We start from the raw sequence: 24674 nt of genomic DNA on the forward strand, positions 1-24674 counted from the left end.
TCGTCGTGGTCTAGGCTGCTCTCGTTCGCTGTCACCCGTAGTGGGGTGGGGGAAAAGACAGAGAGGATGAGCGATGAAGTTCGCAATGGGGGCACAGGTCCTCACCAACCTGACCAAGCAGACGTCCGGCGCTTCCGGTGACCTGGGGACCCTGGTCCGGAAGCTCGCCGACTCGGCCGAGCCGCTGCAGGGCCGCTTCAACGGTGCCGGCCGCGCGGCGTTCGACCGCTTCAAGTCCGAGACGGACACCATCGCCAACGAGCTGAACGGGGCGCTCGCGAGCGTCCTCCAGGGCATCTCGGGCATGGACCGGTCGTTCCAGGAAGGCGACCAGGACATGGCGCAGTCCACGAGCTCGCTCGAGGGCAGCTCAAACTTCGACGCGGCCCGCTTCAGCGGCCGCGCCTGACGGGTCTTCGGGGAGAGGGAGAACACACCATGAGCGGTGGCAACCAGGCAGACCGTCGCGACTACGACGTCGCGGCGTCGCAGAACGCGCAGGACAACTTCAACGCCGTCGCGGCCCAGCTCGAGGCGCTCATCGCGCAGCGTGACTCGGACGTGAAGGCCGCGATGGCCGACTACCAGGCCGACGGCGTCTCGGACGAGTACCACGCCAAGGAGCAGCGGTGGAACACCGTCGCCGGCGAGGTCAAGCAGATCATCGCCACGCTGCGCGCGTCGCTGCAGTCGAACGACGAGTCGGCGCAGTCCGCGATCAGCAAGGCGAAGTCGGCCGTCGGCAACATCGGCTGACGTGGTCGACGGCTGGCGGGTCGACCCCGCGGGAGTGCAGAACGTCCTGACGGCGGTCTCGGACCGGACCATCACGATGTCCACCGCCCTCGGCGGGTCCGAGGACGGCTCGGTGCAGGGCGTGGACACCATCGTGCAGGACGCGGCGACCGCCGCGCAGTCGCAGGTCATCGGTGAGGCGATCGCCGGGTTCTTCGAGCACCGGAAGGCGACCCTGACGGGCATCCAGAACCGGGTCCGCGCGTCGCTGCTCGGTGCGTCGGGGGCGACCCAGGCCGTCATCGACGGTGACGACGAGATGGCCGCGACCACGCAGGCCAACGCGGTCGCTGCGGCGACGAGCGGGAACTTCTCGGCGTTCGACGGCGCGCCGGGCGCGAACTAGCAGCAGGCAGCAGGGGGAGTGCAGCAACGATGAGTGGACTCGTCAACGTCGGGGAGATCCCGTACACCGACGTCGACACGTCCGGCATCACCGCGGGGGCCGGCAAGCTCCGGACGGTGGCGTCGGCGGTGCGTGACGGGACGGCGGACATCCACAGCGCGTGGACGCCGATCTCGCACTCCTACGAGGGTCCTGGCGACCAGGACCTCTACGACGCGATGACGCCGATCGTGCCGCAGGGCACCGCGTTCGGCGACGACCTGGACACCGTGGCGAAGGCGCTCGACGACTTCGTGACCGAGGTCACGCCGATCGTCGCGAAGCTCAAGACCTACGTGACCCGCGGGAACACCCTGCACGCCGACGTCAAGCAGCACGACGGCGCGTGGGACGAGGACGAGACCCTCAACGGCGAGAACAACGACATCATCAACGGTGTCGCCAACCAGGTCGTCGCCTACCAGGCCGCCGAACGGAAGTGCGCGAACACGATCCGTGGGCTCTCGGGTCTGCCGGCGCTCCACGCGATGACCGGCGATGATCCCGACGACAAGCTCGGCTACGGGTACAAGGAACTCCCGATGGGCACCGAGCTGCCCTGGGGCACCGCCGAGGCCCGCAAGGAGAGCTGCGGCGAGAAGACGCTGTACTTCGTGCCGAACCTGCTCAAGGGCGTGGTCGTCGACGGCATCTGGGGCACGGTCCAGGGTCTCGGCATGCTCGTCGGGATCGACGGCACCGGCTGGCACCTCGACACCCTCACGGACTCCTGGAAGGGCATGGGGTCGCTGATCGGATACAACGCCGCGGACGGCTCCTGGAGCTGGGGCAACGCGGGCGAGGCCTGGAAGGGTCTCGGCAAGGCGACCGTCGGCTGGGACGAGTGGGCGAAGGATCCGGGCACCGCCGCCGGCCAGGCGATCTGGGGCATCGGCTCCCTGCTCATCCCCGTCGCCGGTGAGGTCGGGAAGGTCGGGGCGCTCGGCAAGGTGGGCGAGGTCGCGGGCACCGTCGGCAAGGCGGGCAAGTTCCTCGACCTCGTCGATGCGGGTGCGTGGGCTTCCAAGGGTCTGACGTCGGTCCTCCCGAAGCTCGGTGACCTCAAGGGCATCGTCTCGGCCGGGCTCGGCGATTCGCTGCACGGCTTCACCGGCAAGATCGCGGACTTCAAGACCGGGCTCGGCGACTTCATGCACGGCCACCACGGTGGCGACGCCGAGGTGCCGCCGGCACGGTCGGAGTCCGGGGCCGATGCGAACGCCAACGCGAATGCGCACGCCGGTGGTTCGACGGTCGAGGCGCCGACGGTGCGCGAGCCGGAGCTCGTCGGTGCCGGTGGGCACGGCGGGCACGGGGAGAGCACGACGACGATCACGCACGGCGAGGGTGCTGGGCACGGTGGTTCCGGTGACGGCGGTGCTGCGCACGGCGGTGCGGGGCACGCTGCCGGCGGTGACCACGTGTCGAACGGACACGGTGCTGGTGACGCCCACTCGTCGCCCGGCGGCGAGGGACCGAGCGGCTCGGGTGGCGATCCGTCGGGCCACGGCGAGGTTCCGACAACCGGGCACGGTTATGGCGGGAACGATCCGTCATCTCCGGACTTCGACCGTGAACTCCCCGCCACGTCTCCCGTTCCGCACGACAAGAGTCAAGCGGCTTGGGACAGCGGAGACGGTGTCGTCAACACACTCGAGTACCACGACCGGCCGAACATCGAGACTCCGATCGGGCACACCGATCTGGACACCGCGGACCTTCGCACCCCACCTGGTGGTGCTGTGTTCTGGTCCGGCCGCACCGGCGACATCGGCGGGATGGGCGTGGCGGGAGGCATTGCGACGGAGCACGGAGGTTCGACGTTGGAACAGTTGTTGCTCAAGAACGACATCCACATGCCCGAGTACGACGCCCGCAAGCCGGAGACGGTGGAAGCGTGGAAGACCGTTTCGGAGAAGTTCGCCGAAGGTGCCAGCGGAGAGGTACACCTGGTCGGTGGAACAGGGATCAGACCCACCAGTATCTGGGTGACGCGCGAGTTCGAGGCCCTGAAGAACAACCCTGCCATCACGAAGATCGTGCAGGTCGATCCGGCATCCGGGTACACCCGGGTGATCTGGCCCGAGTGAAAGGAAACCCGTTGGTCGTCGATGCCGCCCTCAGTCAGGCAGTCGTGCAACTCATCGGAAAGGGGCGCAGTGCGACCCCGGGTGAGTCGTGGGCTGCGGTGGAGTCCGCTTCCGACACCGTTCGACGGGATCTCGAGGAGATCATGCGCGACTACAAGGGCCTGTCGCAGATCGACTGGGCGTCCGTCGACAACGACTTGATCCGTGGAATGGACCTGTTCAAGGAGAACTTCTCGCGACTCCACCCCGAGCTCGACTCGGCAGCGATCGATGCACTCGAGTGGAAGTTCTCCTGGGACTGGCGCTGAACGAGTGAGCGCACCCGTGTCGTCGTGATGGGTCGCATGAGTCTGCCCGACGAGCGCGTCTTCAGCGACCGAACGCGCGCCGTGTTGCGCCGCCTCTTCGCGCGCGCGGGGTTCACCGACGCGACGGTGCAACCCGATCGGGTTGAGTTCCGCGACCTCGAAACGCGCTTCCGGTACGACGTGCTCTCCGAGGGCGTGGTGGAGCGTGTGTTCTCACGCGGCGTCGTGACGGCGACCGGCACGGTGTTCGATGCTCGGAAGGACGCCGCTCGGTACGTCGCGCTGCAGGCCGTGCGAGAGCTCCGCGCTGTGGAGGGACTCTCGACGGAGGGGTGGGTCCGGCGGACCGTGGACGATGTCCCGACCGGTACGTCGGCGACGGTCGGCGGCTCCGTGATCACCATGACGCGGAACCCGGACGTCCGACCGGTGCGTTCGAGGTTCAGCGTCAGCCGCGTGAGCGAGATCGCGCCGGCCTTCGGTCACCCGGGTGGCGGCCTCCAGGTCCGGTTCATGAATCCGGGTCCGCCCGTGCAGTTCCTGTCGGCGGCCGATCTCCCGAACCTCGGGATCCTGTCGTGACCGACAGGCGGCTGGCCATCCCGCACCTCGATCTGCTCCAGGACCTCCTTCACCGTGCTGGGTACGAGCGCGTCGTGGTCGAGCCGGAACTCGTCGAGTTCGGGGACTACGAGACGCTCGAGCGGTACGTGGTTCGCGACACCGGTGTCGCAGGTTGGCGGGGTGACCGCGGCGCGGGGGACTGGACCGGGGTGGTTTTCGAGGATCCGGACGACGCCGCTCGGTGGATCGCGACGTCGGCCGCGGGTGTGCTCCGAGACCGGGCTGGCCTTCGGCGTGCGCACTGGCTGCGCAGTCGTCCTGAAGAACTCCCCGAGGGCATGTCCCTCACGGTCGCGGACGGGAAGAACGTCCTTCTGTGGGACGTCGACGGGGTGGACCACCGTGCGTGGTTCGGCAGCGGACGCTTCCTCGCGCCGGCCGTGCAGTTCGCCACGGTCGCTCGCGTCCGGGTGGACCGGATCGAGCGGTGCGCGCTCGAGTCGGACTCCCGAACGGCCTTCGCCGCGGCGTCAGCGGGCAGATGACCCGGTGGCGATCCTCCGGAGGACTCCGCTGACGAGCAGGTCGCGAATGGTCAGCGCGTCATCGGCGATCGAGAACCGGAGCGCGCCGCCGGGCTGACCGAACCACGGAAGCGTGACCTGGGCGTGCACGAGGACCTCTCCCTCGGTCAGGTACCGGTGGACGGTCGCCGGGGCGGACAGTGCGGTGGGAGGTTGCGACCTCGACTCGAAGGATGCGCCGAGAGGATTGAGGATCCAGCCGTCGGGCCCTCCGACACGATTGACGGGGATGTCGGTCGTCAGCTGGATGAGAACGCCGCCGTTCCCGGTACGGATCCGTTCGGCGAGCTCGGGCAGGTACGCCTGAGACGGCTCAGCTCTGCACCGGGGACGTCACGCGGCGCAGCGATCGGACGCCGGAGGAACGCCCGGACGATCTCGCAGGCGCCGTCCGCGTCGGTTGAGCGTCCGATGACCCGCGCCTGACCGTAGTCCACGCACTGCACTTCGTACGCCGCATCGGTCAGCTCGACCCGGAACGCGCCCTCGAGGGGCGGGGCATCGAGGTCGTCACCGGGCAGCACGACGAATTGGGAGGTGAATCCGGAGCGGTCGAGATCGGCGCGGAGCGAAGCGAAGGACACGGTCCCGGGCTAGCGTCCCACGCTTCGTCGGCGGCGTCGGTCAACGCTGCGAGGGCGAGCCCGCCTCTGCGGAGATGGATGCACTCTGCGCCAGCATCGAGCCGAGGAGGGCTCCGTCGGTGAGGAAGGCGGCAGACGAGCGGGGACGTCTTCGGTGTCGTCGTGCAGATCGGCGGTCTCGCGGCTCGTCTCCCGTCGTCGGCGGGTGCTGGCGGATCGGAGCACTTCGTTGCTGGAGGGCACACCGCCATCACGGTGGGTGGAGAGTCCTTCATCCTGACACTGCGAGTCGATCCTCATCCAAGGTTGAACACCGCCGAGTTCATGACCAGGGAGGCGGTCATCCGATGACGACGACGAGGCACGGCAGAGCGATCGGTGCGGCGCTCGGGAATCCGCAACCCGACCCGACCAGCCTCTCCGGCGCTGTGCGGGAACCGAACGTCATGGTGCAGTTCGGCGACCTGGAGACGCAGTTGGGCATCCAAGCTCAGCCACTCGCCGTGTTCGAGCGACAGCGGGGATCGACGCGAATCGTGACGACCTTCACACACGAGGCAGACGCCGAGCGATACCTGGTGGTCTCCGCTCGACCAGAGATCGTTCCGGAACCGTGGGACGTCGCGCACACTCGGTACGCCTGGCCGGACGACGTCGACGTCGACGAAGCGAAGCTCAACGTCGCGTGGGAGTCAGAAGACGGAACGCATCGAACGAGCACGACCAGACTCGGGGAACGGAAGAACCTCTGCTTGGCCGCCTGGGCACGGGACACCCCGATCGAGGTGCTGCTGGCGCGGGCTGCTCGGGGCTGAGAGGGCCGACTCGGGGCGTGCGACGCGTCCAGACGACGAACGAACGTGCGACGACGACAGCGAGTCCTCGACCAGGAGGTCCCGCAATGTCAGCGATCGTGTGCAGTATCGCGAGCCGGGGCCGCCTGAACCGCGGCTCCACGATCGACGCCTGGACGAGTACGGTCGCCTCCGTGACGAACGCGTGCACACCGGACGGTTCGCCGAGTGCCGTCGGCGGCCGGAACGCGACTCGAACGACGAGTCGAGCTGATCCAGGAGCCAACCATTCATCGCGCCGGTGCGGTCGACGAGCACGCCCGGGGAGCTGGATGAGGCTGAGCCCCGCCGGAACCGAGATCTGCTGTCGGCGCTACGGATGGTACGGAGCGAGCCTCGACCCGATCGCGTCCACTTCGACCTGCGCCATGGTCAGGGGAAGTGCAGTTGCAGCGCGGCCCCCGGAACGCGCTCTCGACCGGCGGCCCGGCAGGGGATCCTTCGGGACTGCGATGGTCTCCGGGCGGACGCCGCGCTCATCAAGAGCGGCGCGCAGCTGCCGGAACGTCCCACGACGAGCGGAGCACCGAGTCCTGTCGGCCGACGAACGATCGGTGCCTCACGCGCTAGCAGCCGACTGGTCCAGCGCTTCGAGGGCGAGTTCTGCCTCGGCGGACGTTGCGTGCGCCGGGCCGGGGAACCCGGTCAGCGGAATCGCGAGGTAGCCACGAGGCGTATGGGCGACGTACCCCAGCGAGTTGCCCCGTTCCGAGCCCCAGTCCTCACGTCGTCGGAGCACCTGCCAGCGCGGACCCGCCGAGTGGTGGACACCCTTGAGCCACAGCCCCGTCTCGCTGCGCACCCAGGCGTCCCCACCTGCTGCACGCCACGTGGCGACGGCCTCGTCCTCACGGCGGCGCAAGCCGTCTCGGGCACGACGATCAGCACGAGCCCGGCTGAGGGCATCGTCGAGCGCCGACGACTCAGCGTCCGCGGGGTAGATCCGGGTGCTCCCGTCCCACACGGACGCACGCTCGTCGGTCGACACGACGCGGAACCGGCCGTCGTCGAGCCGGTCGACGACGATCGCGTCGGCGTGGCTGCCCGAACCCTCGAAGAGGACCAGGGCCAAGCCCTCCGCGGCACGTGCGCGGAACGCGTCGGCACGACTCGTCGGTTGCTCGTGGCTCGTCACGGCAGCAGGCTACCGGCGTAGCGTCCGCCACATGCGGACACTCCGCTGACGGACGGGATGTACCGATGGGCGACATCGATGCAACCCGTGACATGAGTCTCGCCGAGGCAGCAGGCGTTCCGTTCTGCTGGATGACGCGTCCGTCGAACGACGTGACCACCGCGTGCATCTCCGAGACCGAATATGGTTTGAGGGTGTCGACGACGAACGAACGGGCGACCGAGGAATCGATCAAGGACCATTCGGACCGAGGGGACGCAGTCCGCGACTTCGTGGAGCGCGTGCAGGGTCTCCTTCGGTACGAGGAACTGCGCAGGAAGCCACTCGGGCATTGAGCGCAGAGGACCGATCACCCACTACCGTCCCGTTCCACGACCAAGGATGCCGGTACTGCAGGGAGTTCTGGATCTCGGACTCTGACCAACCGAAGTTGGTCGGGGTCAGCCTCGACCACCAGTGCCACCTCTACCGCTGCGGGATCTGCTCGTCCTGGTGGAAGTACGGACTGAACTACCCGCAGGTCATCGGTGAGGAGCTCGCGCGCGAGATCGAGGCGACCATCGAGCCCCCGCGTCCCTGATGGACGAGCTGGCACGATGACGATGAACCCCGTTCGGCCGACCCCTGGATCGACGCGCAGCGATGCGACTCGCCGGTCCGGTCCGCCCAGACGACTTCGGCTGACCGGCGTAGCGTCCACCGCATGACGAAGCACTGGGTGGCCCCGCGGTTCGGCGGCAGCGAAGTCCTCGAGTACGTCGACGCCGAGGTCCCCGCGCCCGGCCCGGGCGAGGTCACGATCGACGTCCGCGCCGCCGGCATGAACCCCGCCGACACGAAGCACACCCGGCAGGGCGACCCGTCGGACCTGCCGATCGCCGTCGGCTACGAGGTCGCAGGGGTCCTCAGCGCCGTCGGCCCGGACACCGTGATCGCCTCTGGTGGGGGAGCGGTGGGCGACGAGGTCATCGCGTTCCGTGTCGCCGGCGGGTGGGCGGAACGGGTCACGGTCCCCGCCGCGGACGTGTTCGCGAAGCCCGCCGCGCTCGGCTTCCCCGAGGCGGCGAACCTCCTGCTCGCCACCGCCACGGCGGCCGACATGATCCGCGTCACACGCGCCGAGGGGCGCGACACGGTCCTCGTCCACGGAGCGTCCGGTGCGGTCGGCGTCAGCCTCCTCCAGCTCCTCCGCCCGCTCGGCGCGCGGGTCATCGGCACCGCGTCGGAGCGCAACGCCGACACCGTCAGACGCTTCGGTGGCGAGTGGGTCGCGTACGGCGACGGCCTGGAGGCGCGGATCCGGGAACTCGCACCGTCCGGTGTCGACGTGGCACTGGACTGCGTCGGGACCGACGAGGCCGTCGACGTCTCGCTCGCGTTGGTCGCGGACCGCGACCGCATCGTGACGATCGCCGCGCAGGGTCGGGCGGTTCGCGACGGCTTCCCGGCGGTGGGTGGCGGGCAGCCGGAGAGCAAGGCGTTCCGGGACTCGGTGCGCCAGCGGCTGATCGACCTCGCGGGAGCGGGGCAGCTCGAGGTGCCGGTGGCCCGGACGTTCCCGCTCGCCGACGCGAAGGAGGCGGCTGCGGTCCTCGAGTCCCAGCACCCGGGCGGGAAGCTCGCGCTCATCCCGTAGGGGCGGTGGTGTCCTCCGCTGGAGGGACGCGTGCGTGCTGCGGGTCTGCTTGACTCTGTGTGCTTCGACAGCGTGCAACCGCACACCGCCGCCGGAAGGAACACACCAGTGAGCGACCAGTACCAGCCCCAGGACTCGTACGGGCAGCAGCAGCCGTACGGGCAGCAGCCGTACGGCGCCCAGAACGCGTACGGGGCTCCGACGCCGAACGGCCAGCAGCAGGGGCCGCCGCCGCTCTGGGCGCCCTGGTACGGCATCCCGTTCCCGCAGGCGTTCCTGCGCTTCTGGAAGAAGTACGTCCGGTTCGACGGCCGCGCCAGTCGGAGCGAGTTCTGGTTCTGGGCACTCTGGTACGTCATCGGCAACGTCGCGGCGGGCATCGTCGGGTCGGTGTTCACCGTGCTGCCGTTCGTCGACAACGGCGACGACAGCGTCGTGCGGCTCTGGGCGCTCGCGACCTTCATCGGGTTCATCGCGCTCACGGTGCGACGGTTGCACGACGTGAACCTCTCCGGGTACTTCGCGTTCTTCTTCGTCATCCCGCCCATCGGCATCCTGTTCGCGCTCATCGTCGGGCTGCTGGGCACGGACCCGCAGGGGCAGCGGTTCGACCGGCCTGACCGCGGCTGACCGTCCCGCCGTCCTTCTGGTTGACTCTGATCCGACACATCAGCCGACACACAAGGGGGACCCCGTGAGTGACCAGTACCCGCCCAACTCGTACGGCCAGCAGCAGCCGGCACCCACTGGTCCGGCTGGCGAGCCACCGCTCTGGGCCCCCTACTACGGCGCGTCGTTCGGCACGGCGGTCTCGCGGTTCTTCAAGAAGTACGCGACCTTCAGCGGCCGAGCGAGCCGGAGCGAGTTCTGGTGGTGGTACCTGGCGAACGGGATCATCGCGCTCGTGCTCGGCGTCCTCGCCGCGATCGGCGCAGCGACCTCTGACCTGCGCGTGGACGAGTACTCGGGGCAGATCACGGGCGGACTCAGCCCCCTGTACTGGGTCGTCGTGGTGATCTCCCTCCTCTGGGGTCTCGCCACCATCGTGCCGAGCCTCGCCCTCGGGTGGCGGCGACTGCACGACGCGAACCTCGCCGGTCCCCTGTGGATCATCGCGCTGATCGTCGGCATCGTCGGCATCGTCTTCGGCCTGCTGCCCTCCAACCCCGAGGGCGCGCAGTACGACCGCCCCGAGGGTGCTCGATGAGCGCCGACGGCACGCCCCAGTGGGGTCCGCCCGCCGAGCACACCACGTCGTACGGTCAACCACCGGCCTCCGCGGGGCCGAACGGTGCACCGCCGCTGTGGGCGCCCTGGTACGGCATCTCCTTCACCGGCGCCTTCGTGCGGTTCTGGAAGAAGTACGTCCGGTTCGACGGGCGCGCCAGCCGCTCCGAGTACTGGTGGTGGTACCTCTGGAGCGCGATCCTCGGTACGGTCTTCTCCGTCGTCTCGGGCATCCTCGTCGCTGCGACGGGCACGACGACCAGCACGACCTCCTCGAACTCCGTCGGGGTGTCCTCGATGTCGACGAACCCCGTGGCGGGCGTCCCGATCTGGATCCTCGGGCTCGCGCTGCTGATCCCGACGCTCGCGCTCATCGTCCGGCGGCTCCACGATGCGAACCTCAGCGGGCTCCTGGCGCTGCTGCTGCTCATCCCGTTCTTCGGAGCGATCGCGATCTTCATCATGATGTTCCTGCCGTCGAACCCCGAGGGTGCACGGTTCGACCGCCCGGCGGCTGATCGATGAGCGGCGACGGCACCCCGCAGTGGGGACCGCCCGCTGACGGTGAACAGCAGCCGAGCGGCCAGCCGGACCAGTACGGCCAGCCGAATCAGTACGGCCAGCAGCCGCAGTACGGCCAGCCGAACCAGTACGGTCAGCCGAACCAGTACGGCCAGCCAAACCAGTACGGCCAGCCAAACCAGTACGGGCAGCCAAACCAGTACGGCCAGCCGAACCAGTACGGCCAGCAGCCGCAGTACGGCGGGCAGCCGTACGCGCAGCCCTACGCCCAGCCGTACCAGCAGTACGCCCAGCCGATCGAGCTCGGCCCCGACGGTGTCCCACCGCTCTGGGCACCCTGGTACGGCATCGGGTTCCTCGACGCCTTCACCCGCTTCTGGAAGAAGTACGCCCGGTTCGACGGCCGCGCCAGTCGCAGCGAGTGGTGGTACTGGGCCCTCGCGAACGCGATCGTCACGATCGTGCTCTACGGCGGGTTCATCGCCACGGTCATCGGCTGGGCGGCCTCGCACTCGACGGTCGACGAGTACGGCGTCGCGGAGTCGAGTTCCCCAGCCCCCGGATGGGCGTACATCCTGCTGGTCCTGTACGGCATCTGGTGGCTCGCCACGATCGTGCCGAGCCTCGCACTCGCCTGGCGGCGGATGCACGACGTGAACCTCCCCGGTCCGCTGTGGTTGGTCTCCATCGTCGCGTACCCGGCAGCGATCGTCTTCGGCTGCCTGCCGCCGAACCCGATGGGCGCCCGGTTCGACCGTCCCGACCAGGGCTGACGGCACCGACACGAGAACGGCCCGCCCACGCAGTCGCGTGGAGCGGGCCGTTCGGCGTTCGTGGGATCAGACGATGCGGAGTCGGGCGAGCGAGCCGTCGACGACGAGGTCCCGCACGGTGACGGTCGGGTCGGCGGTCTGGAAGCGGAGCGCGCCGCCCGGCTGGTCGAACCAGGGCTGGACGAAGCGGACCGTCACGAGGAACGGCCGCTCGACCAGGTACCGGTGTGTCTCCGGCGCGGCGGCGACGTGCGGCGGGAGCGACCGGCTCGGTGCCGGGGTGTCGAGCGGGTGCAGCAGGTAGCCGTCCGGTCCGCCGATGCGGTCGACCGGGACGCCGGCCGGGATCTGGATGGTCAGCCCCTGTTCGCCGGCCTGGGCGACCTGCTGCGCGAGCTGCGGGTACGTCGACGCCGCACGGTCGCGGAGACCGTCGAGCTCGTGCCGCGGGATGTCCCGCGGTGCCGGGAACGGCCGGTTCAGGAAGCGGCGCAGCATCTCCACCGCGTCCTCTTCACCACGAGCCGTCGCGAGACGTCGGGCGGTGCCGTAGTCGACGACCTCGAGTGCGAAGTCCCCGGACTGACCCGCACCACCGGCGTCGGCGGCCACGACGCGCAGGGCGCCCTCCACCGGGGGCTCGTGCAGGGTCTCACCGGGGAGCTGCACGTAGCGGATCGTGTAGCCGAGCTGGTCGAGGATGGGGCGGGTGTCCGCGAACGTCATGGACCGGAGCCTATCTGTGGTGTCTCTGGCGAGCCTTGGACGACGCCGAGCGTCGGCACTGACCCCGGGTCAGGCCCGGCCGCGCATGACGGCCTGCTTGACCTCGGCGATCGCCTTCGTCACCTGGATGCCGCGGGGGCACGCGTCGGTGCAGTTGAAGGTCGTGCGGCAGCGCCACACGCCTTCCTTGTCGTTGAGGATGTCGAGGCGCACGTTCGCCGCGTCGTCGCGCGAGTCGAAGATGAAGCGGTGCGCGTTGACGATCGCGGCCGGGCCGAAGTACTGGCCGTCGGTCCAGAACACCGGGCACGACGAGGTGCACGCGGCGCAGAGGATGCACTTCGTGGTGTCGTCGAAGCGGGCACGATCGGCGACGGACTGCACGCGCTCCTTGCCCTTCTCCGGCGGAGTGCTGGCCTGCAGGAACGGCTGGACCTCGCGGTAGGACTTGAAGAACGGCTCCATGTCGACGACGAGGTCCTTCTCGAGCGGCAGGCCCTTGATCGCCTCGACGTAGATCGGCTTCGACACGTCGAGGTCCTTGATGAGGGTCTTGCACGCCAGGCGGTTCCGCCCGTTGATGCGCATCGCGTCGGAGCCGCACACGCCGTGCGCGCAGGAGCGGCGGAAGGTCAGCGAACCGTCCTGCTCCCACTTGATCTTGTGCAGGGCGTCGAGGATGCGGTCGGTCGGCAGCATCATGACGTCGAAGTCCTGCCAGCGCGGCTCGTCGTCGACGTCCGGGTCGAAGCGGCGGATGATCACCGTGACGGGGAACGAGCCGGGAGGGGCGTCCTGCACGGTGTCGGTGCGGGGTGCGTCGGAGACCAGGGTGTCGGTCATCTCAGTACTTCCTCTCCATCGGCTGGTACCGGGTGATCACGACCGGCTTCCAGTCGAGCGTGATGTGGTCGTCGGCGAGCGACGAGTGCGGATCGCCCGTCAGGTACGCCATGGTGTGCTGCATGTAGTTCTCGTCGTCGCGCTTCGGGTAGTCGTCGCGCATGTGGCCGCCGCGGGACTCCTTGCGGTTCCGGGCGGAGTAGACGACGACCTCGGCGAGGTCGAGCAGGAACCCGAGCTCGACGGCCTCGAGCAGGTCGGTGTTGAACCGCTTGCCCTTGTCCTGCACGGAGACCTGCATGAAGCGGTTCCGGAGCGTGTGGATCGTCTCGGTCACGCGGGCGAGGGACTCGTCGGTGCGGAACACCTGCGCGTTCTTGTCCATCTCCTCCTGCAGTTCCTTGCGGAGTGCGGCCACGCGCTCGGTGCCGGTCGAGGCGCGGAGCTGGTCGAGCATGTCGCGGACCCCGGCTGCCGGGTCCTCCGGCAGGGGGAGGAACTCGGCGGTCTGGACCCACTCGGCGGCGTTGTTGCCGGAGCGCTTGCCGAACACGTTGATGTCGAGGAGCGAGTTCGTGCCGAGGCGGTTCGAGCCGTGCACGGACACGCAGGCACACTCACCGGCGGCGTAGAGGCCGGGGACGACGGTGGTGTTGTCGTACAGCACCTCGGCCTTGGTGTTGGTCGGGATGCCACCCATCGCGTAGTGCGCCGTCGGCATCACGGGGACGGGCTCGACGACCGGGTCGACCCCGAGGTAGGTGCGTGCGAACTCGGTGATGTCCGGCAGCTTCGTCTCGAGCACCTCGGCACCGAGGTGCGTACAGTCGAGCAGCACGTAGTCCTTGTTCGGACCGGCGCCGCGGCCCTCGGCCACTTCCTGGACCATGCACCGGGCGACGATGTCACGGGGAGCGAGGTCCTTGATCGTGGGGGCGTAGCGCTCCATGAACCGCTCGCCCGAGGCGTTGCGGAGGATCGCGCCCTCGCCGCGGGCACCCTCGGTGAGGAGGATGCCGAGGCCGGCGAGCCCGGTCGGGTGGAACTGGAAGAACTCCATGTCCTCGAGCGGGAGGCCGGTGCGCCAGACGATGCCGACGCCGTCACCGGTCAGGGTGTGGGCGTTCGAGGTGGTCTTGTACATCTTGCCGAAGCCACCGGTGGCGAAGATCATCGCCTTGGCGTGGAAGACGTGGAGCTCACCGGTCGCGAGCTCGAACGCGACGACGCCGGCCGGCTGCTTGCGGGTGACGCCGTCCTCGCCGACGACGTCGACCATGATGAGGTCGAGCGCGTAGAACTCGTTGAAGAAGTTCACGCCGAGCTTCACGCAGTTCTGGAACAGCGTCTGCAGGATCATGTGGCCGGTGCGGTCCGCGGCGTAGCAGGCACGGCGGACGGGGGACTTGCCGTGGTCGCGGGTGTGGCCGCCGAACCGTCGCTGGTCGATCTTCCCCTCGGGCGTGCGGTTGAACGGCAGGCCCATGTTCTCGAGGTCGATGACGGCGTCGATGGCTTCCTTCGCGAGGATCTCGGCGGCGTCCTGGTCGACCAGGTAGTCGCCGCCCTTGATCGTGTCGAAGGTGTGCCACTCCCACGAGTCCTCTTCGACGTTCGCGAGCGCCGCAGCCATGCCACCCTGCGCCGCACCGGTGTGGGAGCGGGTCGGGTACAGCTTCGAGATGACGGCCGTGTTCGCCTTCGGACCGGCTTCGATGGCGGCGCGCATGCCGGCGCCGCCCGCGCCGATGATGACGATGTCGAACTGGTGGTGGTGAACGGTGATCTCGGTCACTGGGGCCTTTCAGGGGGTGGTGGCCACGCCGACAGGGGTGTCGTCGGCGGGCGAGCAGGAGTGCGCTGGGGCTTCGGCTACTGGGCCGGGCAGAACGACGGGAGGTCGGCGGCGGCCGCGCCGGCCGGGCACGGGTCGAACGTCCAGCAGACGAGCAGGCCCAGGACGATGAGGACGACGCACGCGATGAGCACCGCGATGAGGAGCGTCTTCCGGATGCCGGCCTTCGACACGTAGTCGTTGATGATCGTCCGCATGCCGTTCGAGCCGTGGATGAGCGCGAGGACCAGCATGAGCGAGTCCCACACCTGCCAGAACGGGGACGCCCACTTGCCGGCCACGAACGCGAAGTCGATCTGCTTGACGCCCTCGCCCGCCACCATGTTGACGAAGAGGTGCCCGAAGATGAGCACGACGAGCAGGACGCCCGACGCGCGCATGTAGATCCAGCCCCACTTCTCCCAGTTGGTGGTGCGACGGGCTGCTGCTGCTGAGCGCGGGGGCTCGACGGTCTGCGTGGTCATCGGTCCGCTCCTCAGTTGAAGTCCGCGACGAGGTTCATGAGCTGGCGCGGCAGGAAGCCGGCGATGGCGATCGCCCAGAGGACGATCACGATCCAGAACATGGCCCGCTGGTACTTCGGCCCCTTGGACCAGAAGTCGATGAGGATGATCCGGAGCCCGTTGAACGCGTGGAACACGATGGCCATCACGAGGGCGATCTCGCCCAGGTTCATGATCGGCGTCTTGTAGGTGCCGATGACCGCGTTGTACGCCTCGGGGGAGAGTCGCACCAGGGCGGTGTCGAGGATGTGCACGAGCAGGAAGAAGTAGATCGCGACACCGGTGATGCGGTGGAGGACCCACGACCACATGCCCGTCGAACCGCGGTAGAGGGTTCCCTCGAGCTTCCGAGAAGCGCGCGGCGCCTCGAGACGGGGTCCGTCGGTACGGGGTCCGTCGATGCTGCCCTGCGGTTCGGCTGTCGCCGTCCCGCCTCCGGTCTGCTCGGCCATGAGCTCGTCCTCCCATAGGACGGGCTCGCCCGATCGGCGAGCCCTTGCCGTTCGTGTTCGTGTGGAACACGACCATCCTATGCTCGTGCGCTGACCTTCTCGTTCCACCCGGCCCGGGCACCCCGCGCGGTCGCTGGCGGCGCGCCGATGTTCCGCGCCGTGTCGTGGTGCGCGAGCAGCTGGTCGCCGACGGCTTCCCACGTGGTCCCCTCGACCCGGAGGCGTCCCGCGGACCCCATCCGGGCCGCGAGTGCGCGGCCGTGGTGCAGGCGGAGGACCGCCCGGCGGAGCGCCTGCGGCTCGTCCGGGTCGTACAGCTCGCCGTCGAGTCCCGGTGCCACCAGGTCGAGCGGGCCGCCGGATGCCGGCGCGATCACCGGCACGCCGCTGGCGTGCGCCTCCTGGAGGGTCTGTCCGAAGGTCTCCGCGGGGCCCGTGTGCACGAACAGGTCGAGGGCCGCGTACGCGTCCGCCAGCGCGTCGCCGCGCAGCGGACCGGTGAAGGTCACGTCCAGGTGGCGGAGCCGACGTTCGAGCAGGGGCCTGGAGGGACCGCCTCCCGCGACCACGATCCGGATGCCCGGGATGCCGCCGAGCTCCGCGAGCCGTTCGACCTCCTTCTCCGGTGCCAGCCGGCCCACGTACCCCACGATCGTCTCGCCGCCCGGCGCGAGGCGGCGCCGCACCGCGCGCACGTGGCCGGAGTCGCGGCGCGACGGGTGGAACAGCCCGGTGTCGACGCCGCGTCCCCAGCGGGCGACCCGGGGGACGCCGTCCTCCGCGAGCATCGCGGCGGTCGCGCTCGACGGGGCGAGCGTCAGCGACGCGCCGGCGTGGATGCGGCCGAGGATCCGTCGGACCAGCGGGACGGTCGCGGTCAGCCCGTTGCGGCGGGCGAACCCGGCCACGTCGGTCTGGAAGACGGCGACGGAGGGGATGCCGAGCCTCCCGGCTGCCGTGATCGCGCGCCCACCCAGCAGGAACGGACTCGCGGCGTGGAGCACGTCGGCGCCGGAGGCGGCGAGGATCGTGTCGAGCACGGGGTGGGGGAGGGCGACCGGGAACTGGCGGTACGCGACGGCGGGGATCCGGTGGACGTCGAAGGAGCGGTAGCGCTCCACCTGCGTGCGGGACCGGAACTGGGCGAGCCCCGGGGTGTCCGGCGCGATGACGACCGCGCGGTGGCCTCGGCGTTCCAGGTGGTCGAGGACCGCCAGGACACTCGTGGTCACGCCGTTGAGGGTGGGCAGGAAGCTCTCGGTCACGACGGCGACGGTCCGTTGGGACGTGCCGCGCTCCACGCTGCGTGCGTTCATGGCGATGCCCATGCTGCGCGGGCCGCGTGACCCCTCGGGGCCGCCGACGTGAACGCGGCGCACGCACGGGGTGAACAGGTCGTGCGACGTGTGCGGATCACCGCATGCGGGAATCGTGCGGGTGACGCCCAGGCTCCGGACGGGCGGCCCGGTACGGTGAGCGAGTGGCAGACGCGCTCGAGGACTTCTACGCGATCATCCCCGCCGGGGGCATCGGATCGCGACTGTGGCCGTTGTCGCGGGCGGACGCGCCCAAGTTCCTGCACGACCTGACCGGATCCGGCACCTCGCTGCTCCGGCAGACGTGGGACCGACTCGCGCCGCTCGCCGGCGACCAGCGGATCATGGTCGTCACCGGCCGTGCACACCGCGTGGCCGTCGAGTCGCAGCTCCCGGGCGTCGAGGACCACAACGTCGTGCTCGAGAGCGAGCCGAAGGACTCCACGGCGGCCATCGGACTCGCCGCGGCGATCCTGGTCCGCCGCGAGCCGGACGTCGTGATCGGGTCGTTCGCAGCCGACCACGTCATCGGTGACGCCCGCGGGTTCCGCCGCTCCGTGCGCGAAGCCGTCGCGGTCGCACGCGCCGGGTACGTCACCACGATCGGCATCACCCCGACCGAGCCCGCGATCGGGTTCGGCTACATCCACGCCGACGGCACGGCCCTCGGCGTCGAGGGCGCCCCGACCGCCCACTCCGTGATGTCGTTCGTCGAGAAGCCAGACCTCGAGACGGCCACCGGCTACCTCGAGGAGGGCAACTACCTCTGGAACGCCGGCATGTTCATCGCCCGCGCGGACGTCCTGCTCGCCGAGATCGGCCGGACCAAGCCGGAGCTGCTCGCCGGCCTCGAAGAGCTGGCCGACGCCTGGGACACCTCCGCCCGCGGGGCCGTCGTCGACGCCGTCTGGCCAGGGCTCGAGAAGATCGCGATCGACTACACGGTCGCCGAGCCCGCCGCAGCCGCCGGTCGGATGGCCGTCGTGCCCGGTGACTTCGACTGGGACGACGTCGGCGACTTCGCCTCGCTGGCGAAGCTGCAGTCCGGCGGCCGGGCGAACAACCTCGCCGTCCTGGGCGACGGCGCACGCATCCTGGCCGACTCGTCGAGCGGCATCGTCATCTCGCACAGCCAGCGGCTCATCTCGCTCATCGGCGTCGAGGACATCGTCGTCGTCGACACCCCGGACGCCCTCCTCGTCACCACCAGCGCGAACGCGCAGCGGGTGAAGAGTGTGGTGGATGCGCTGAAGATCTCCGGCCGCGGCGACGTCCTGTAGCGCTCCATCACGAAAAGCGCTTGACGTCCCCAGAACTGGGGTCAGGGCCGTGACTCCGCGTTACGGGCGCGTTTCCGCGCGGTCGCGATCCCGTAACTGATCCGCAGACCCCTCACGAGGGGTCCTGTACCGGCCGGGCGGTCGTGTACTGTCGCCACGATCGCCCGGAACGCACGTGGTCCGGGCACGCTCCCCGGAGGAACCCACCCGTGACATCTCGTACCCGTCAGGTCCTGCTGAGCACCCTCGCGCTCGCCGGCACCGTCGCCGTCCTCGCTGGTTGCTCGGCCGCCCCGTCCAGCACCACGACCGCCAAGAAGACCGACTTCCGCCCCTGCATGGTCTCCGACGCCGGTGGGTTCGACGACAAGTCGTTCAACCAGCTCGGGTTCGAAGGCATGAAGGACGCCGCCGCCGACCTCGGCGCGACCTACAAGTCGGCCGAGTCCAAGGACGCCACCGTCTACGACTCGAACATCGAGCAGCTCGTCGGCCAGAACTGCAACCTCATCGTCACCGTCGGCTTCAACCTCGCCGACGCGACGAAGAAGCAGGCCGCCGCGAACCCCGACACCGACTTCGCGATCATCGACGACAACTCGATCGACGCGAAGAACGTCAAGCCGATCACGTTCGACACCTCGCAGGCGGCGTTCCTCGCCGGCTACGCGGCCGCGTCCTACTCGAAGTCCGGCGTCGTCGGCACCTTCGGCGGCATGCAGATCCCGACCGTCACCATCTTCATGGACGGCTTCGCGGACGGCGTGAAGTACTACAACGAGCAGAAGAAGAAGGACGTCAAGGTCGTCGGCTGGGACGTCGACAGCCAGAAGGGCTCCTTCACGGGCGGCTTCGAGGCCGGCACCCAGGCGAAGGCCGTCGCGCAGACGCTCATCGACCAGGACGCCGACGTCATCCTCCCCGTCGGTGGCCCGATCTACCAGTCGGCAGCCGAGGCGATCAAGGACGCGAACAACGGTTCCGTGCTGATCGGTGCGGACAGCGACCTCTACGAGGCCGACCCCCGCTACAAGGACATCGCGTTCACGTCCGTCGAGAAGGGCATGCGCCCCGCCACGAAGGACGTCGTCGAGCAGGCCGCCGACAAGAAGTTCTCCAACGAGCCCTACGTCGGCACGCTGGAGAACGACGGCGTCGGCATCGCGCCGTTCCACGACTACGCCGACAAGGTCGACAAGGGCCTCTCGAAGGAGCTCGACACGATCAAGTCGGGCATCATCGACGGCTCGATCAAGGTCGAGACCAAGGCGACCGTCAAGTAGTCCGGACAACGCGGGCGGGGGGACCTCCCTCGCCCGCGTTTCCGTGCGCCGATCACAGAAATAGACTCCCGAACATGAAGCTCGAACTCCGCGGCATCACGAAGCGGTTCGGTCCCCTCGTCGCCAACGACCACATCTCGCTCACCGTCGAGCCGGGTGAGGTCCACTGCCTCCTCGGCGAGAACGGCGCCGGCAAGTCGACCCTGATGAACGTCCTCTACGGCCTGTACCAGGCGGAAGAGGGCGAGATCCTCCTCGACGACGTCGTCCAGGACTTCGACGGCCCCGGCGACGCCATGCGCGCCGGCATCGGCATGGTGCACCAGCACTTCATGCTCGTGCCGGTGTTCACCGTCGCCGAGAACGTCATGCTCGGTCAGGAGCAGACGACCTTCGGCGGCCGCCTCGACCTCGCCGGCGCTCGCAAGCGCGTCCGCGAGATCTCCGAGCGGTTCGGGTTCGACGTCGACCCCGACGCCAAGGTCGAGGACCTCCCCGTCGGCGTGCAGCAGCGCGTCGAGATCATCAAGGCGCTGTCCCGCGACGCGTCGGTCCTGGTGTTCGACGAGCCGACGGCCGTCCTCACCCCGCAGGAGACCGACGAGCTGATGGGCATCATGCGGCAGCTCCGCGAGGCGGGCACCGCCATCGTCTTCATCACCCACAAGCTCCGCGAGGTCCGTGAGGTCGCCGACCGCATCACCGTCATCCGGCTCGGCAAGGTCGTCGGCGAGGCATCGCCCACCGCGACGAACAACGAGCTCGCAGCGCTGATGGTCGGCCGTGCGGTCTCGCTCGTCGTCGACAAGGAGCCCGCCTCGGGTGGTGAGGACGCCCTCGTCGTCGAGGGCCTCACCGTCACCGACCCGTCCGGCATCGTGCTCGTCGACGACGTCTCCTTCACCGTGCGGCGCGGCGAGGTGCTCGCGATCGCGGGCGTGCAGGGCAACGGGCAGACCGAGCTCACCGAGGCGATCCTCGGCCTCGAGCCCGTGCACGCCGGCCGCGTCATCCTCGACGGCCACGAACTGACCGGCCGCAGCGTCAAGCAGATCCTCGACGCCGGTGTCGGCTTCGTGCCCGAGGACCGGAAGGAGGACGGGCTCGTTGGCGAGTTCACCATCGCCGAGAACCTCATGCTCGACCGCGCCGACCACGCCGAGTTCGTCCGCGCCGGCACCATCCGTGCAGCGGAGCGCGACGCGTTCGCCGACGCGAAGATCGCCGAGTTCGACATCCGCACCCCGGGCCGCACCACCGCAGCGGGCCGGCTGTCCGGCGGCAACCAGCAGAAGATCGTCCTCGCCCGTGAACTGAGCCGCGACCTGCGCCTCTTCGTCGCGGCGCAGCCCACGCGCGGCATCGACGTCGGGTCGATCGAGTTCGTGCACAAGCGCATCGTCGCCACCCGCGACACCGGCGTCCCGGTCATCGTCGTCTCCACGGAGCTCGACGAGGTCGCGGCGCTCGCCGACCGGATCGCCGTGATGTACCGCGGCGGGATCGTCGGCATCGTCCCCGCGGACACCCCGCGCGACGTCCTCGGCCTCATGATGGCCGGGGAACTCCCCGAAGGAACGGAACAGGTCGCATGATGGCCGGCGAACTCGCAGGACCCACCGGAGCAGGAACGGAGCTGGCAGCGTGAGCACCCCCACGCCGGACAACACGCAGCCGGGCACGCCCGTGCCAGAGAACACGCAGCCGGGCACCCCCGTGCCGGACGACGCACAGCCGGGCACGGCGCACCGGGTCGACGCGGCCACCGCAGCCGAGACGCCCACCGACGACCGCCTCCAGGACGTCGAGGCGACCCCGCACCTCATGACCGACTCCGCCGACGACACCGAGCGCCGCGCCGGCGCCGACCGCTGGCAGGCCGCGCTGCAGAACGTCATCGGCGGTTCGGCCCTCGTGACCGTCCTCGCGGTGTTCCTCGCGCTGGTCGCCTGCGGCATCCTCATCGCGATCACCGACGAGAACGTCCGCGCCGCGGCCGGCTACTTCTTCGCCCGTCCGGCCGACACGCTCCAGGCGATCGGCACCGCGGTCGGCGGCGCGTACGCCTCGCTGTTCCAGGGCTCGGTCATCAACTTCGGCGCCGACTCCTTCCAGCAGGCCATCGTGCCGCTCACACGCTCGATCGACTACGCGGTCCCGCTCGTCGCGGCCGGTCTCGGCATCGCGCTCTCGTTCCGCGCGGGCCTGTTCAACATCGGCGGCCAGGGGCAGATCCTGATGGGCGCTGCCGCAGCGGGCTGGGTCGGCTTCTCGTTCGACCTCCCCGCGGCGGTCCACATCCCGCTCACGATCATCGCCGGCATCGTCGGCGGTGCGGTGTGGGGCGGCATCGTCGGTGTCCTCAAGGCCCGGACCGGTGCCAACGAGGTCGTCCTGACGATCATGCTCAACTACGTCGCGCTGTACCTGGTCAGCTACCTGCTCCGCACCCCGGGGCTCCTGCAGGCCGCGGGCAGCACGAACCCGATCTCGCCCGCGACGAAGGACAGCGCGGTGCTGCCGGCCCTGTTCGGTCCGCGGTACGGCGTGGACCTCGGGTTCGTCGTGGCGATCATCGCGGTCGTCGTCGTGTGGTGGCTCGTGAACAAGTCGTCGCTCGGCTTCCGCTTCCGGACCATCGGTGAGAACCCCCGTGCGGCGCGCGTCGCCGGCATGAGCGTGCCCGCGCTGACCATCTGGGTGCTCGTCCTGTCGGGCGCGCTCGTCGGCATCGCCGGCGCCTACCAGGTGCAGGGGGCGGTCACCTCCGGCTTCACCTCGAACATCGACGCCGGCATCGGCTTCGACGCGATCACCGTCGCGCTGCTCGGCCGGTCGAAGCCGTGGGGCGTGTTCTGGGCGGCGATCCTGTTCGGCGTCCTGAAGAACGGCGGCTACGCCATGCAGGCCGCGAACGGCATCCCGATCGACATCGTCGGTGTCATCCAGGCACTCATCGTCCTCTTCATCGCGGCCCCGCCGCTGGTCCGCGCGATCTTCCGGATCCCGCAGCCAGGCGCCCGCAAGCGCACGAGGACGAGCAAGAACAGCAAGAAGGCGGTCGCCGCGTGAGCACCCTCAGCCCCACCGCGGCCCCCGCGTCGCCCCTCGCCGACCGTCCGGTCGAGACCACCCGCAGCTGGAAGCTCCCGATCGGGTACGCGGTCTTCACCGTCCTCGCGCTCGTGTTCTTCGTGGCACTGCGCCGCACCGGCACGACGACGTTCCGCCTGGCCAACCCGGGCGACTTCTTCGCGCTGCCGAACGTCCCGCTGCCCGCCGTGGCGACGGGGTACGTCGTCGTCGTGCTGCTGGCGATCGCCACCGTGTACGCCTTCGTCGAGGTCCGTGCGTTCCGGAGCGTCCCGCTCTGGGTGACGTCGGTGTTCGCGATCGTCTTCGTCGTCGGCTTCCTCACGTGGGCCGCCGCCGGTTCGACGATCCCGCTGCCCGGTCTGCTCGTCGGTGCGCTCGGCCTGAGCGTGCCGCTCGTGTTCGGTGCCCTCGGCGGCGTCATCTCGGAGCGTGTCGGCGTCGTGAACATCGCGATCGAGGGCCAGTTCCTCGCCGGCGCGTTCACCTCGGCGCTCATCGCCTCGCTGACCGGGTCGCCCTGGGTCGGTCTCGTCGGTGCGCTCGTCGCGGGTGTCCTGGTGTCGTTCGTCCTCGCGGCGTTCAGCATCAAGTACCTCGTCGACCAGGTCATCGTCGGTGTCGTCATCAACGCCTTCATCTCCGGCCTCACCGGGTTCCTGTACTCGCAGGTGCTCTCCCCGAACGAGGAGACGCTCAACGTCGGCGTCCGGTTCCCGAAGGTCGAGATCCCGGTGCTGCACCAGATCCCGGTCATCGGTCCGATCTTCTTCGAGCAGACCGTCGTCGTGTACCTGGCGTACATCGCGGTCGCGGTCGTCACGTTCGCGCTGTTCAAGACCCGCTGGGGCCTCCGCCTCCGCGCGGTCGGCGAGCACCCGCAGGCGGCTGACACGGTGGGCATCAACGTCACCAGCACCCGGTTCTGGAACGTGTCGCTCGCCGGCGCGATCGCGGGCCTCGGTGGCGCGTACTTCACCCTCGACGCGGTCGGTCCGTTCACGAAGGACATGACGGCGGGCGCCGGCTACATCGCCCTGGCGGCGGTCATCTTCGGGCGCTGGGACCCCATCCGCGCGACGCTCGCGGCGCTGCTCTTCGGCTTCGCGTCGAACCTGCAGAACACCCTCGGGGCGATCAACTCGCCCGTGCCGAGCGAGTTCCTGCTGATGCTGCCCTACGTGGTGACGATCTTCGCGGTGGCCGGCCTGGTCGGACAGTCGCGTGGTCCCGCCGCGTCCGGCAAGCCCTACATCAAGAGCTAGCTCCCGAGTTCCCCCCTCCGCAAGACACCGGTGTTCGTAGACCACACCGCGGTTCGCGGGTGTTCATTGGACGAACACCGGTGTTTTGCAGACCATCTACCGGCCTGGAGGCACGGCACATGACCCACACGAACGCCCAGGGTGACCAGGGGGTCACCGAAACGTCCGCGGCCGACGCCGCCACGCGCCTCCAGGCCGACGTGGACTGGGCCGCCCTGCGGACGGCAGCGACGTCCGCCATGCGGAAGGCCTACGCACCGTACTCGTCGTTCCCGGTGGGCGCCGCGGCGCTCACCGACGACGGCCGGATCGTGTCCGGCTGCAACATCGAGAACGCGTCCTACGGCGTGACGCTCTGCGCAGAGTGCTCGCTCGTTTCGCAGCTGCACATGACGGGCGGCGGCAAGCTCGTCGCCTTCACGTGCGTCGACGGCGACGGGGCGACCCTGATGCCGTGCGGGCGCTGCCGCCAGCTGCTGTTCGAGCACTCGACCGAGGGCATGCTCCTCGAGACGGTGTCCGGCATTCGCACCATCGACGAGGTCCTGCCCGACGCGTTCGGGCCGCGCACCCTCGCCACCTACCAGCAGGAGCACTGATC

General features: G+C 69.4%; 30 protein-coding genes. 21 read left to right on the plus strand and 9 right to left on the minus strand.

Features of this window, described 5'->3' with window-relative positions:
* The first annotated feature begins 73 nt into the window (after positions 1-73).
* From BLT36_RS12500 to BLT36_RS12530, 7 genes are read left to right on the plus strand one after another with little or no spacing between them, the layout of a single operon-like run.
* Complete coding sequence (locus tag BLT36_RS12500; RefSeq protein WP_079236509.1) at positions 74-409, plus strand: WXG100 family type VII secretion target; 336 nt, start codon at positions 74-76, stop codon at positions 407-409.
* Between the two features lie 29 nt (positions 410-438).
* A complete protein-coding gene (locus BLT36_RS12505) occupies positions 439-756 on the plus strand; it encodes a pore-forming ESAT-6 family protein (RefSeq protein ID WP_092095528.1) in 318 nt (105 codons plus the stop codon).
* Position 757: 1 nt separating this feature from the next.
* On the plus strand, positions 758-1141 hold the full coding sequence (locus BLT36_RS12510) for a DUF6507 family protein (protein WP_092095530.1): 384 nt from the start codon (positions 758-760) through the stop codon (positions 1139-1141).
* A gap of 29 nt (positions 1142-1170) precedes the next feature.
* On the plus strand, positions 1171-3270 hold the full coding sequence (locus BLT36_RS12515) for a hypothetical protein (protein ID WP_092095532.1): 2100 nt from the start codon (positions 1171-1173) through the stop codon (positions 3268-3270).
* A gap of 44 nt (positions 3271-3314) precedes the next feature.
* Positions 3315-3578 (plus strand): hypothetical protein, encoded by a 264-nt coding sequence (locus BLT36_RS12520; protein WP_175529630.1) that lies wholly within the window; start codon positions 3315-3317, stop codon positions 3576-3578.
* Between the two features lie 36 nt (positions 3579-3614).
* Complete coding sequence (locus BLT36_RS12525; protein ID WP_139166460.1) at positions 3615-4160, plus strand: hypothetical protein; 546 nt, start codon at positions 3615-3617, stop codon at positions 4158-4160.
* A complete protein-coding gene (locus tag BLT36_RS12530) occupies positions 4157-4687 on the plus strand; it encodes a hypothetical protein (protein ID WP_092095537.1) in 531 nt (176 codons plus the stop codon). Before BLT36_RS12525 ends, BLT36_RS12530 begins: the two co-directional genes overlap by 4 nt.
* Here BLT36_RS12530 and BLT36_RS19180 read toward each other — a convergent pair.
* Together BLT36_RS19180 and BLT36_RS12540 are read right to left on the minus strand one after the other, a co-directional pair.
* A complete protein-coding gene (locus BLT36_RS19180) occupies positions 4673-5023 on the minus strand; it encodes a TNT domain-containing protein (protein ID WP_092095539.1) in 351 nt (116 codons plus the stop codon). The genes BLT36_RS12530 and BLT36_RS19180 overlap by 15 nt on opposite strands.
* A complete protein-coding gene (locus tag BLT36_RS12540; RefSeq protein ID WP_092095540.1) occupies positions 4966-5310 on the minus strand; it encodes a hypothetical protein in 345 nt (114 codons plus the stop codon). The genes BLT36_RS19180 and BLT36_RS12540 overlap by 58 nt, the downstream gene beginning before the upstream one ends.
* A 347-nt stretch (positions 5311-5657) precedes the next feature.
* Here BLT36_RS12540 and BLT36_RS12545 point away from each other — a divergent pair, with 347 nt between their 5' ends.
* The gene (locus BLT36_RS12545) at positions 5658-6125 is read left to right on the plus strand and encodes a hypothetical protein (RefSeq protein ID WP_139166461.1); all 468 of its coding nucleotides are present in this window, start codon (positions 5658-5660) and stop codon (positions 6123-6125) included.
* Positions 6126-6723: 598 nt separating this feature from the next.
* Here the strand turns inward: BLT36_RS12545 and BLT36_RS12550 are convergent.
* Positions 6724-7299 (minus strand): hypothetical protein, encoded by a 576-nt coding sequence (locus tag BLT36_RS12550; RefSeq protein WP_092095543.1) that lies wholly within the window; start codon positions 7297-7299, stop codon positions 6724-6726.
* 65 nt (positions 7300-7364) lie between these two features.
* On the opposite strand from BLT36_RS12550, the gene BLT36_RS12555 reads away from it, so the two are divergent.
* The 7 genes from BLT36_RS12555 to BLT36_RS12580 all read left to right on the plus strand — a co-directional run bounded on the left by BLT36_RS12555 (position 7365) and on the right by BLT36_RS12580 (position 11457).
* Complete coding sequence (locus BLT36_RS12555) at positions 7365-7634, plus strand: hypothetical protein (RefSeq protein ID WP_092095545.1); 270 nt, start codon at positions 7365-7367, stop codon at positions 7632-7634.
* A 95-nt stretch (positions 7635-7729) separates the two neighbouring features.
* On the plus strand, positions 7730-7879 hold the full coding sequence (locus BLT36_RS18780; protein ID WP_175529631.1) for a hypothetical protein: 150 nt from the start codon (positions 7730-7732) through the stop codon (positions 7877-7879).
* A 123-nt stretch (positions 7880-8002) separates the two neighbouring features.
* Complete coding sequence (locus BLT36_RS12560) at positions 8003-8935, plus strand: NADP-dependent oxidoreductase (protein ID WP_092095546.1); 933 nt, start codon at positions 8003-8005, stop codon at positions 8933-8935.
* Positions 8936-9043: 108 nt separating this feature from the next.
* Positions 9044-9565 carry a DUF805 domain-containing protein gene (locus BLT36_RS12565; protein WP_175529632.1) on the plus strand — a complete coding sequence of 174 codons (522 nt, stop codon included), beginning with the start codon at positions 9044-9046 and terminating at the stop codon, positions 9563-9565.
* A gap of 64 nt (positions 9566-9629) precedes the next feature.
* Positions 9630-10142 (plus strand): DUF805 domain-containing protein, encoded by a 513-nt coding sequence (locus BLT36_RS12570; protein WP_092095549.1) that lies wholly within the window; start codon positions 9630-9632, stop codon positions 10140-10142.
* Positions 10139-10687 (plus strand): DUF805 domain-containing protein, encoded by a 549-nt coding sequence (locus tag BLT36_RS12575; RefSeq protein ID WP_092095551.1) that lies wholly within the window; start codon positions 10139-10141, stop codon positions 10685-10687. The genes BLT36_RS12570 and BLT36_RS12575 overlap by 4 nt, the downstream gene beginning before the upstream one ends.
* Positions 10684-11457, plus strand: a complete 774-nt coding sequence (locus tag BLT36_RS12580) for a DUF805 domain-containing protein (RefSeq protein ID WP_092095553.1) — start codon at positions 10684-10686, stop codon at positions 11455-11457. Before BLT36_RS12575 ends, BLT36_RS12580 begins: the two co-directional genes overlap by 4 nt.
* A gap of 66 nt (positions 11458-11523) precedes the next feature.
* Here the strand turns inward: BLT36_RS12580 and BLT36_RS12585 are convergent, their stop codons facing one another.
* The 6 genes from BLT36_RS12585 to BLT36_RS12610 all read right to left on the minus strand — a co-directional run bounded on the left by BLT36_RS12585 (position 11524) and on the right by BLT36_RS12610 (position 17152).
* Complete coding sequence (locus BLT36_RS12585) at positions 11524-12183, minus strand: TNT domain-containing protein (RefSeq protein WP_092095554.1); 660 nt, start codon at positions 12181-12183, stop codon at positions 11524-11526.
* Between the two features lie 69 nt (positions 12184-12252).
* Positions 12253-13026 (minus strand): succinate dehydrogenase iron-sulfur subunit, encoded by a 774-nt coding sequence (locus BLT36_RS12590; RefSeq protein ID WP_092095556.1) that lies wholly within the window; start codon positions 13024-13026, stop codon positions 12253-12255.
* A gap of 1 nt (position 13027) precedes the next feature.
* Positions 13028-14821, minus strand: coding sequence for a succinate dehydrogenase flavoprotein subunit (gene sdhA, locus BLT36_RS12595; protein ID WP_092095557.1), 1794 nt, complete (start codon positions 14819-14821; stop codon positions 13028-13030).
* A gap of 77 nt (positions 14822-14898) precedes the next feature.
* Complete coding sequence (gene sdhD, locus BLT36_RS12600; RefSeq protein ID WP_092095559.1) at positions 14899-15345, minus strand: succinate dehydrogenase, hydrophobic membrane anchor protein; 447 nt, start codon at positions 15343-15345, stop codon at positions 14899-14901.
* 11 nt (positions 15346-15356) lie between these two features.
* Positions 15357-15836 (minus strand): succinate dehydrogenase, cytochrome b556 subunit, encoded by a 480-nt coding sequence (sdhC, locus tag BLT36_RS12605; RefSeq protein WP_092095560.1) that lies wholly within the window; start codon positions 15834-15836, stop codon positions 15357-15359.
* 77 nt (positions 15837-15913) lie between these two features.
* Entirely contained in the window at positions 15914-17152 is a 1239-nt protein-coding gene (locus BLT36_RS12610) for a glycosyltransferase family 4 protein (protein ID WP_254787605.1), read from the minus strand.
* Between the two features lie 164 nt (positions 17153-17316).
* Here BLT36_RS12610 and BLT36_RS12615 point away from each other — a divergent pair, with 164 nt between their 5' ends.
* The 6 genes from BLT36_RS12615 to BLT36_RS12640 all read left to right on the plus strand — a co-directional run bounded on the left by BLT36_RS12615 (position 17317) and on the right by BLT36_RS12640 (position 24672).
* Positions 17317-18432: a mannose-1-phosphate guanylyltransferase gene (locus BLT36_RS12615; protein WP_092095563.1), complete on the plus strand. Its 1116-nt coding sequence runs from the start codon at positions 17317-17319 to the stop codon at positions 18430-18432.
* Positions 18433-18641: 209 nt separating this feature from the next.
* Positions 18642-19715 (plus strand): BMP family lipoprotein, encoded by a 1074-nt coding sequence (locus BLT36_RS12620; RefSeq protein ID WP_092095565.1) that lies wholly within the window; start codon positions 18642-18644, stop codon positions 19713-19715.
* 74 nt (positions 19716-19789) lie between these two features.
* Complete coding sequence (locus tag BLT36_RS12625) at positions 19790-21310, plus strand: ABC transporter ATP-binding protein (RefSeq protein WP_092095567.1); 1521 nt, start codon at positions 19790-19792, stop codon at positions 21308-21310.
* Positions 21311-21359: 49 nt separating this feature from the next.
* Positions 21360-22787: an ABC transporter permease gene (locus tag BLT36_RS12630; protein WP_254787607.1), complete on the plus strand. Its 1428-nt coding sequence runs from the start codon at positions 21360-21362 to the stop codon at positions 22785-22787.
* Positions 22784-24073, plus strand: a complete 1290-nt coding sequence (locus BLT36_RS12635) for an ABC transporter permease (protein ID WP_092095568.1) — start codon at positions 22784-22786, stop codon at positions 24071-24073. The genes BLT36_RS12630 and BLT36_RS12635 overlap by 4 nt, the downstream gene beginning before the upstream one ends.
* 119 nt (positions 24074-24192) lie before the next feature.
* A complete protein-coding gene (locus BLT36_RS12640; RefSeq protein WP_175529633.1) occupies positions 24193-24672 on the plus strand; it encodes a cytidine deaminase in 480 nt (159 codons plus the stop codon).
* Positions 24673-24674 lie beyond the last annotated feature (2 nt).

The organism is Curtobacterium sp. UNCCL20, from assembly GCF_900101675.1.
Classification (GTDB): domain Bacteria; phylum Actinomycetota; class Actinomycetes; order Actinomycetales; family Microbacteriaceae; genus Curtobacterium.

What these genes read in the sequence shown, in the direction of transcription:
- BLT36_RS12575 (WP_092095551.1), top strand. Translation starts at nt 10,139, where the DNA reads ATGAGCGCCGACGGCACGCCCCAGTGGGGTCCGCCCGCCGAGCACACC.
- BLT36_RS12505 (WP_092095528.1), top strand. Translation starts at nt 439, where the DNA reads ATGAGCGGTGGCAACCAGGCAGACCGTCGCGACTACGACGTCGCGGCG.
- BLT36_RS12580 (WP_092095553.1), top strand. Translation starts at nt 10,684, where the DNA reads ATGAGCGGCGACGGCACCCCGCAGTGGGGACCGCCCGCTGACGGTGAA.
- BLT36_RS12585 (WP_092095554.1), bottom strand. Translation starts at nt 12,183, where the DNA reads ATGACGTTCGCGGACACCCGCCCCATCCTCGACCAGCTCGGCTACACG.
- BLT36_RS12500 (WP_079236509.1), top strand. Translation starts at nt 74, where the DNA reads ATGAAGTTCGCAATGGGGGCACAGGTCCTCACCAACCTGACCAAGCAG.
- BLT36_RS12525 (WP_139166460.1), top strand. Translation starts at nt 3,615, where the DNA reads ATGAGTCTGCCCGACGAGCGCGTCTTCAGCGACCGAACGCGCGCCGTG.
- BLT36_RS12625 (WP_092095567.1), top strand. Translation starts at nt 19,790, where the DNA reads ATGAAGCTCGAACTCCGCGGCATCACGAAGCGGTTCGGTCCCCTCGTC.
- sdhC (WP_092095560.1), bottom strand. Translation starts at nt 15,836, where the DNA reads ATGGCCGAGCAGACCGGAGGCGGGACGGCGACAGCCGAACCGCAGGGC.
- BLT36_RS12545 (WP_139166461.1), top strand. Translation starts at nt 5,658, where the DNA reads ATGACGACGACGAGGCACGGCAGAGCGATCGGTGCGGCGCTCGGGAAT.
- sdhD (WP_092095559.1), bottom strand. Translation starts at nt 15,345, where the DNA reads ATGACCACGCAGACCGTCGAGCCCCCGCGCTCAGCAGCAGCAGCCCGT.
- BLT36_RS12560 (WP_092095546.1), top strand. Translation starts at nt 8,003, where the DNA reads ATGACGAAGCACTGGGTGGCCCCGCGGTTCGGCGGCAGCGAAGTCCTC.
- BLT36_RS12640 (WP_175529633.1), top strand. Translation starts at nt 24,193, where the DNA reads ATGACCCACACGAACGCCCAGGGTGACCAGGGGGTCACCGAAACGTCC.
- BLT36_RS12610 (WP_254787605.1), bottom strand. Translation starts at nt 17,152, where the DNA reads ATGAACGCACGCAGCGTGGAGCGCGGCACGTCCCAACGGACCGTCGCC.
- BLT36_RS12590 (WP_092095556.1), bottom strand. Translation starts at nt 13,026, where the DNA reads ATGACCGACACCCTGGTCTCCGACGCACCCCGCACCGACACCGTGCAG.
- BLT36_RS12515 (WP_092095532.1), top strand. Translation starts at nt 1,171, where the DNA reads ATGAGTGGACTCGTCAACGTCGGGGAGATCCCGTACACCGACGTCGAC.
- BLT36_RS12555 (WP_092095545.1), top strand. Translation starts at nt 7,365, where the DNA reads ATGGGCGACATCGATGCAACCCGTGACATGAGTCTCGCCGAGGCAGCA.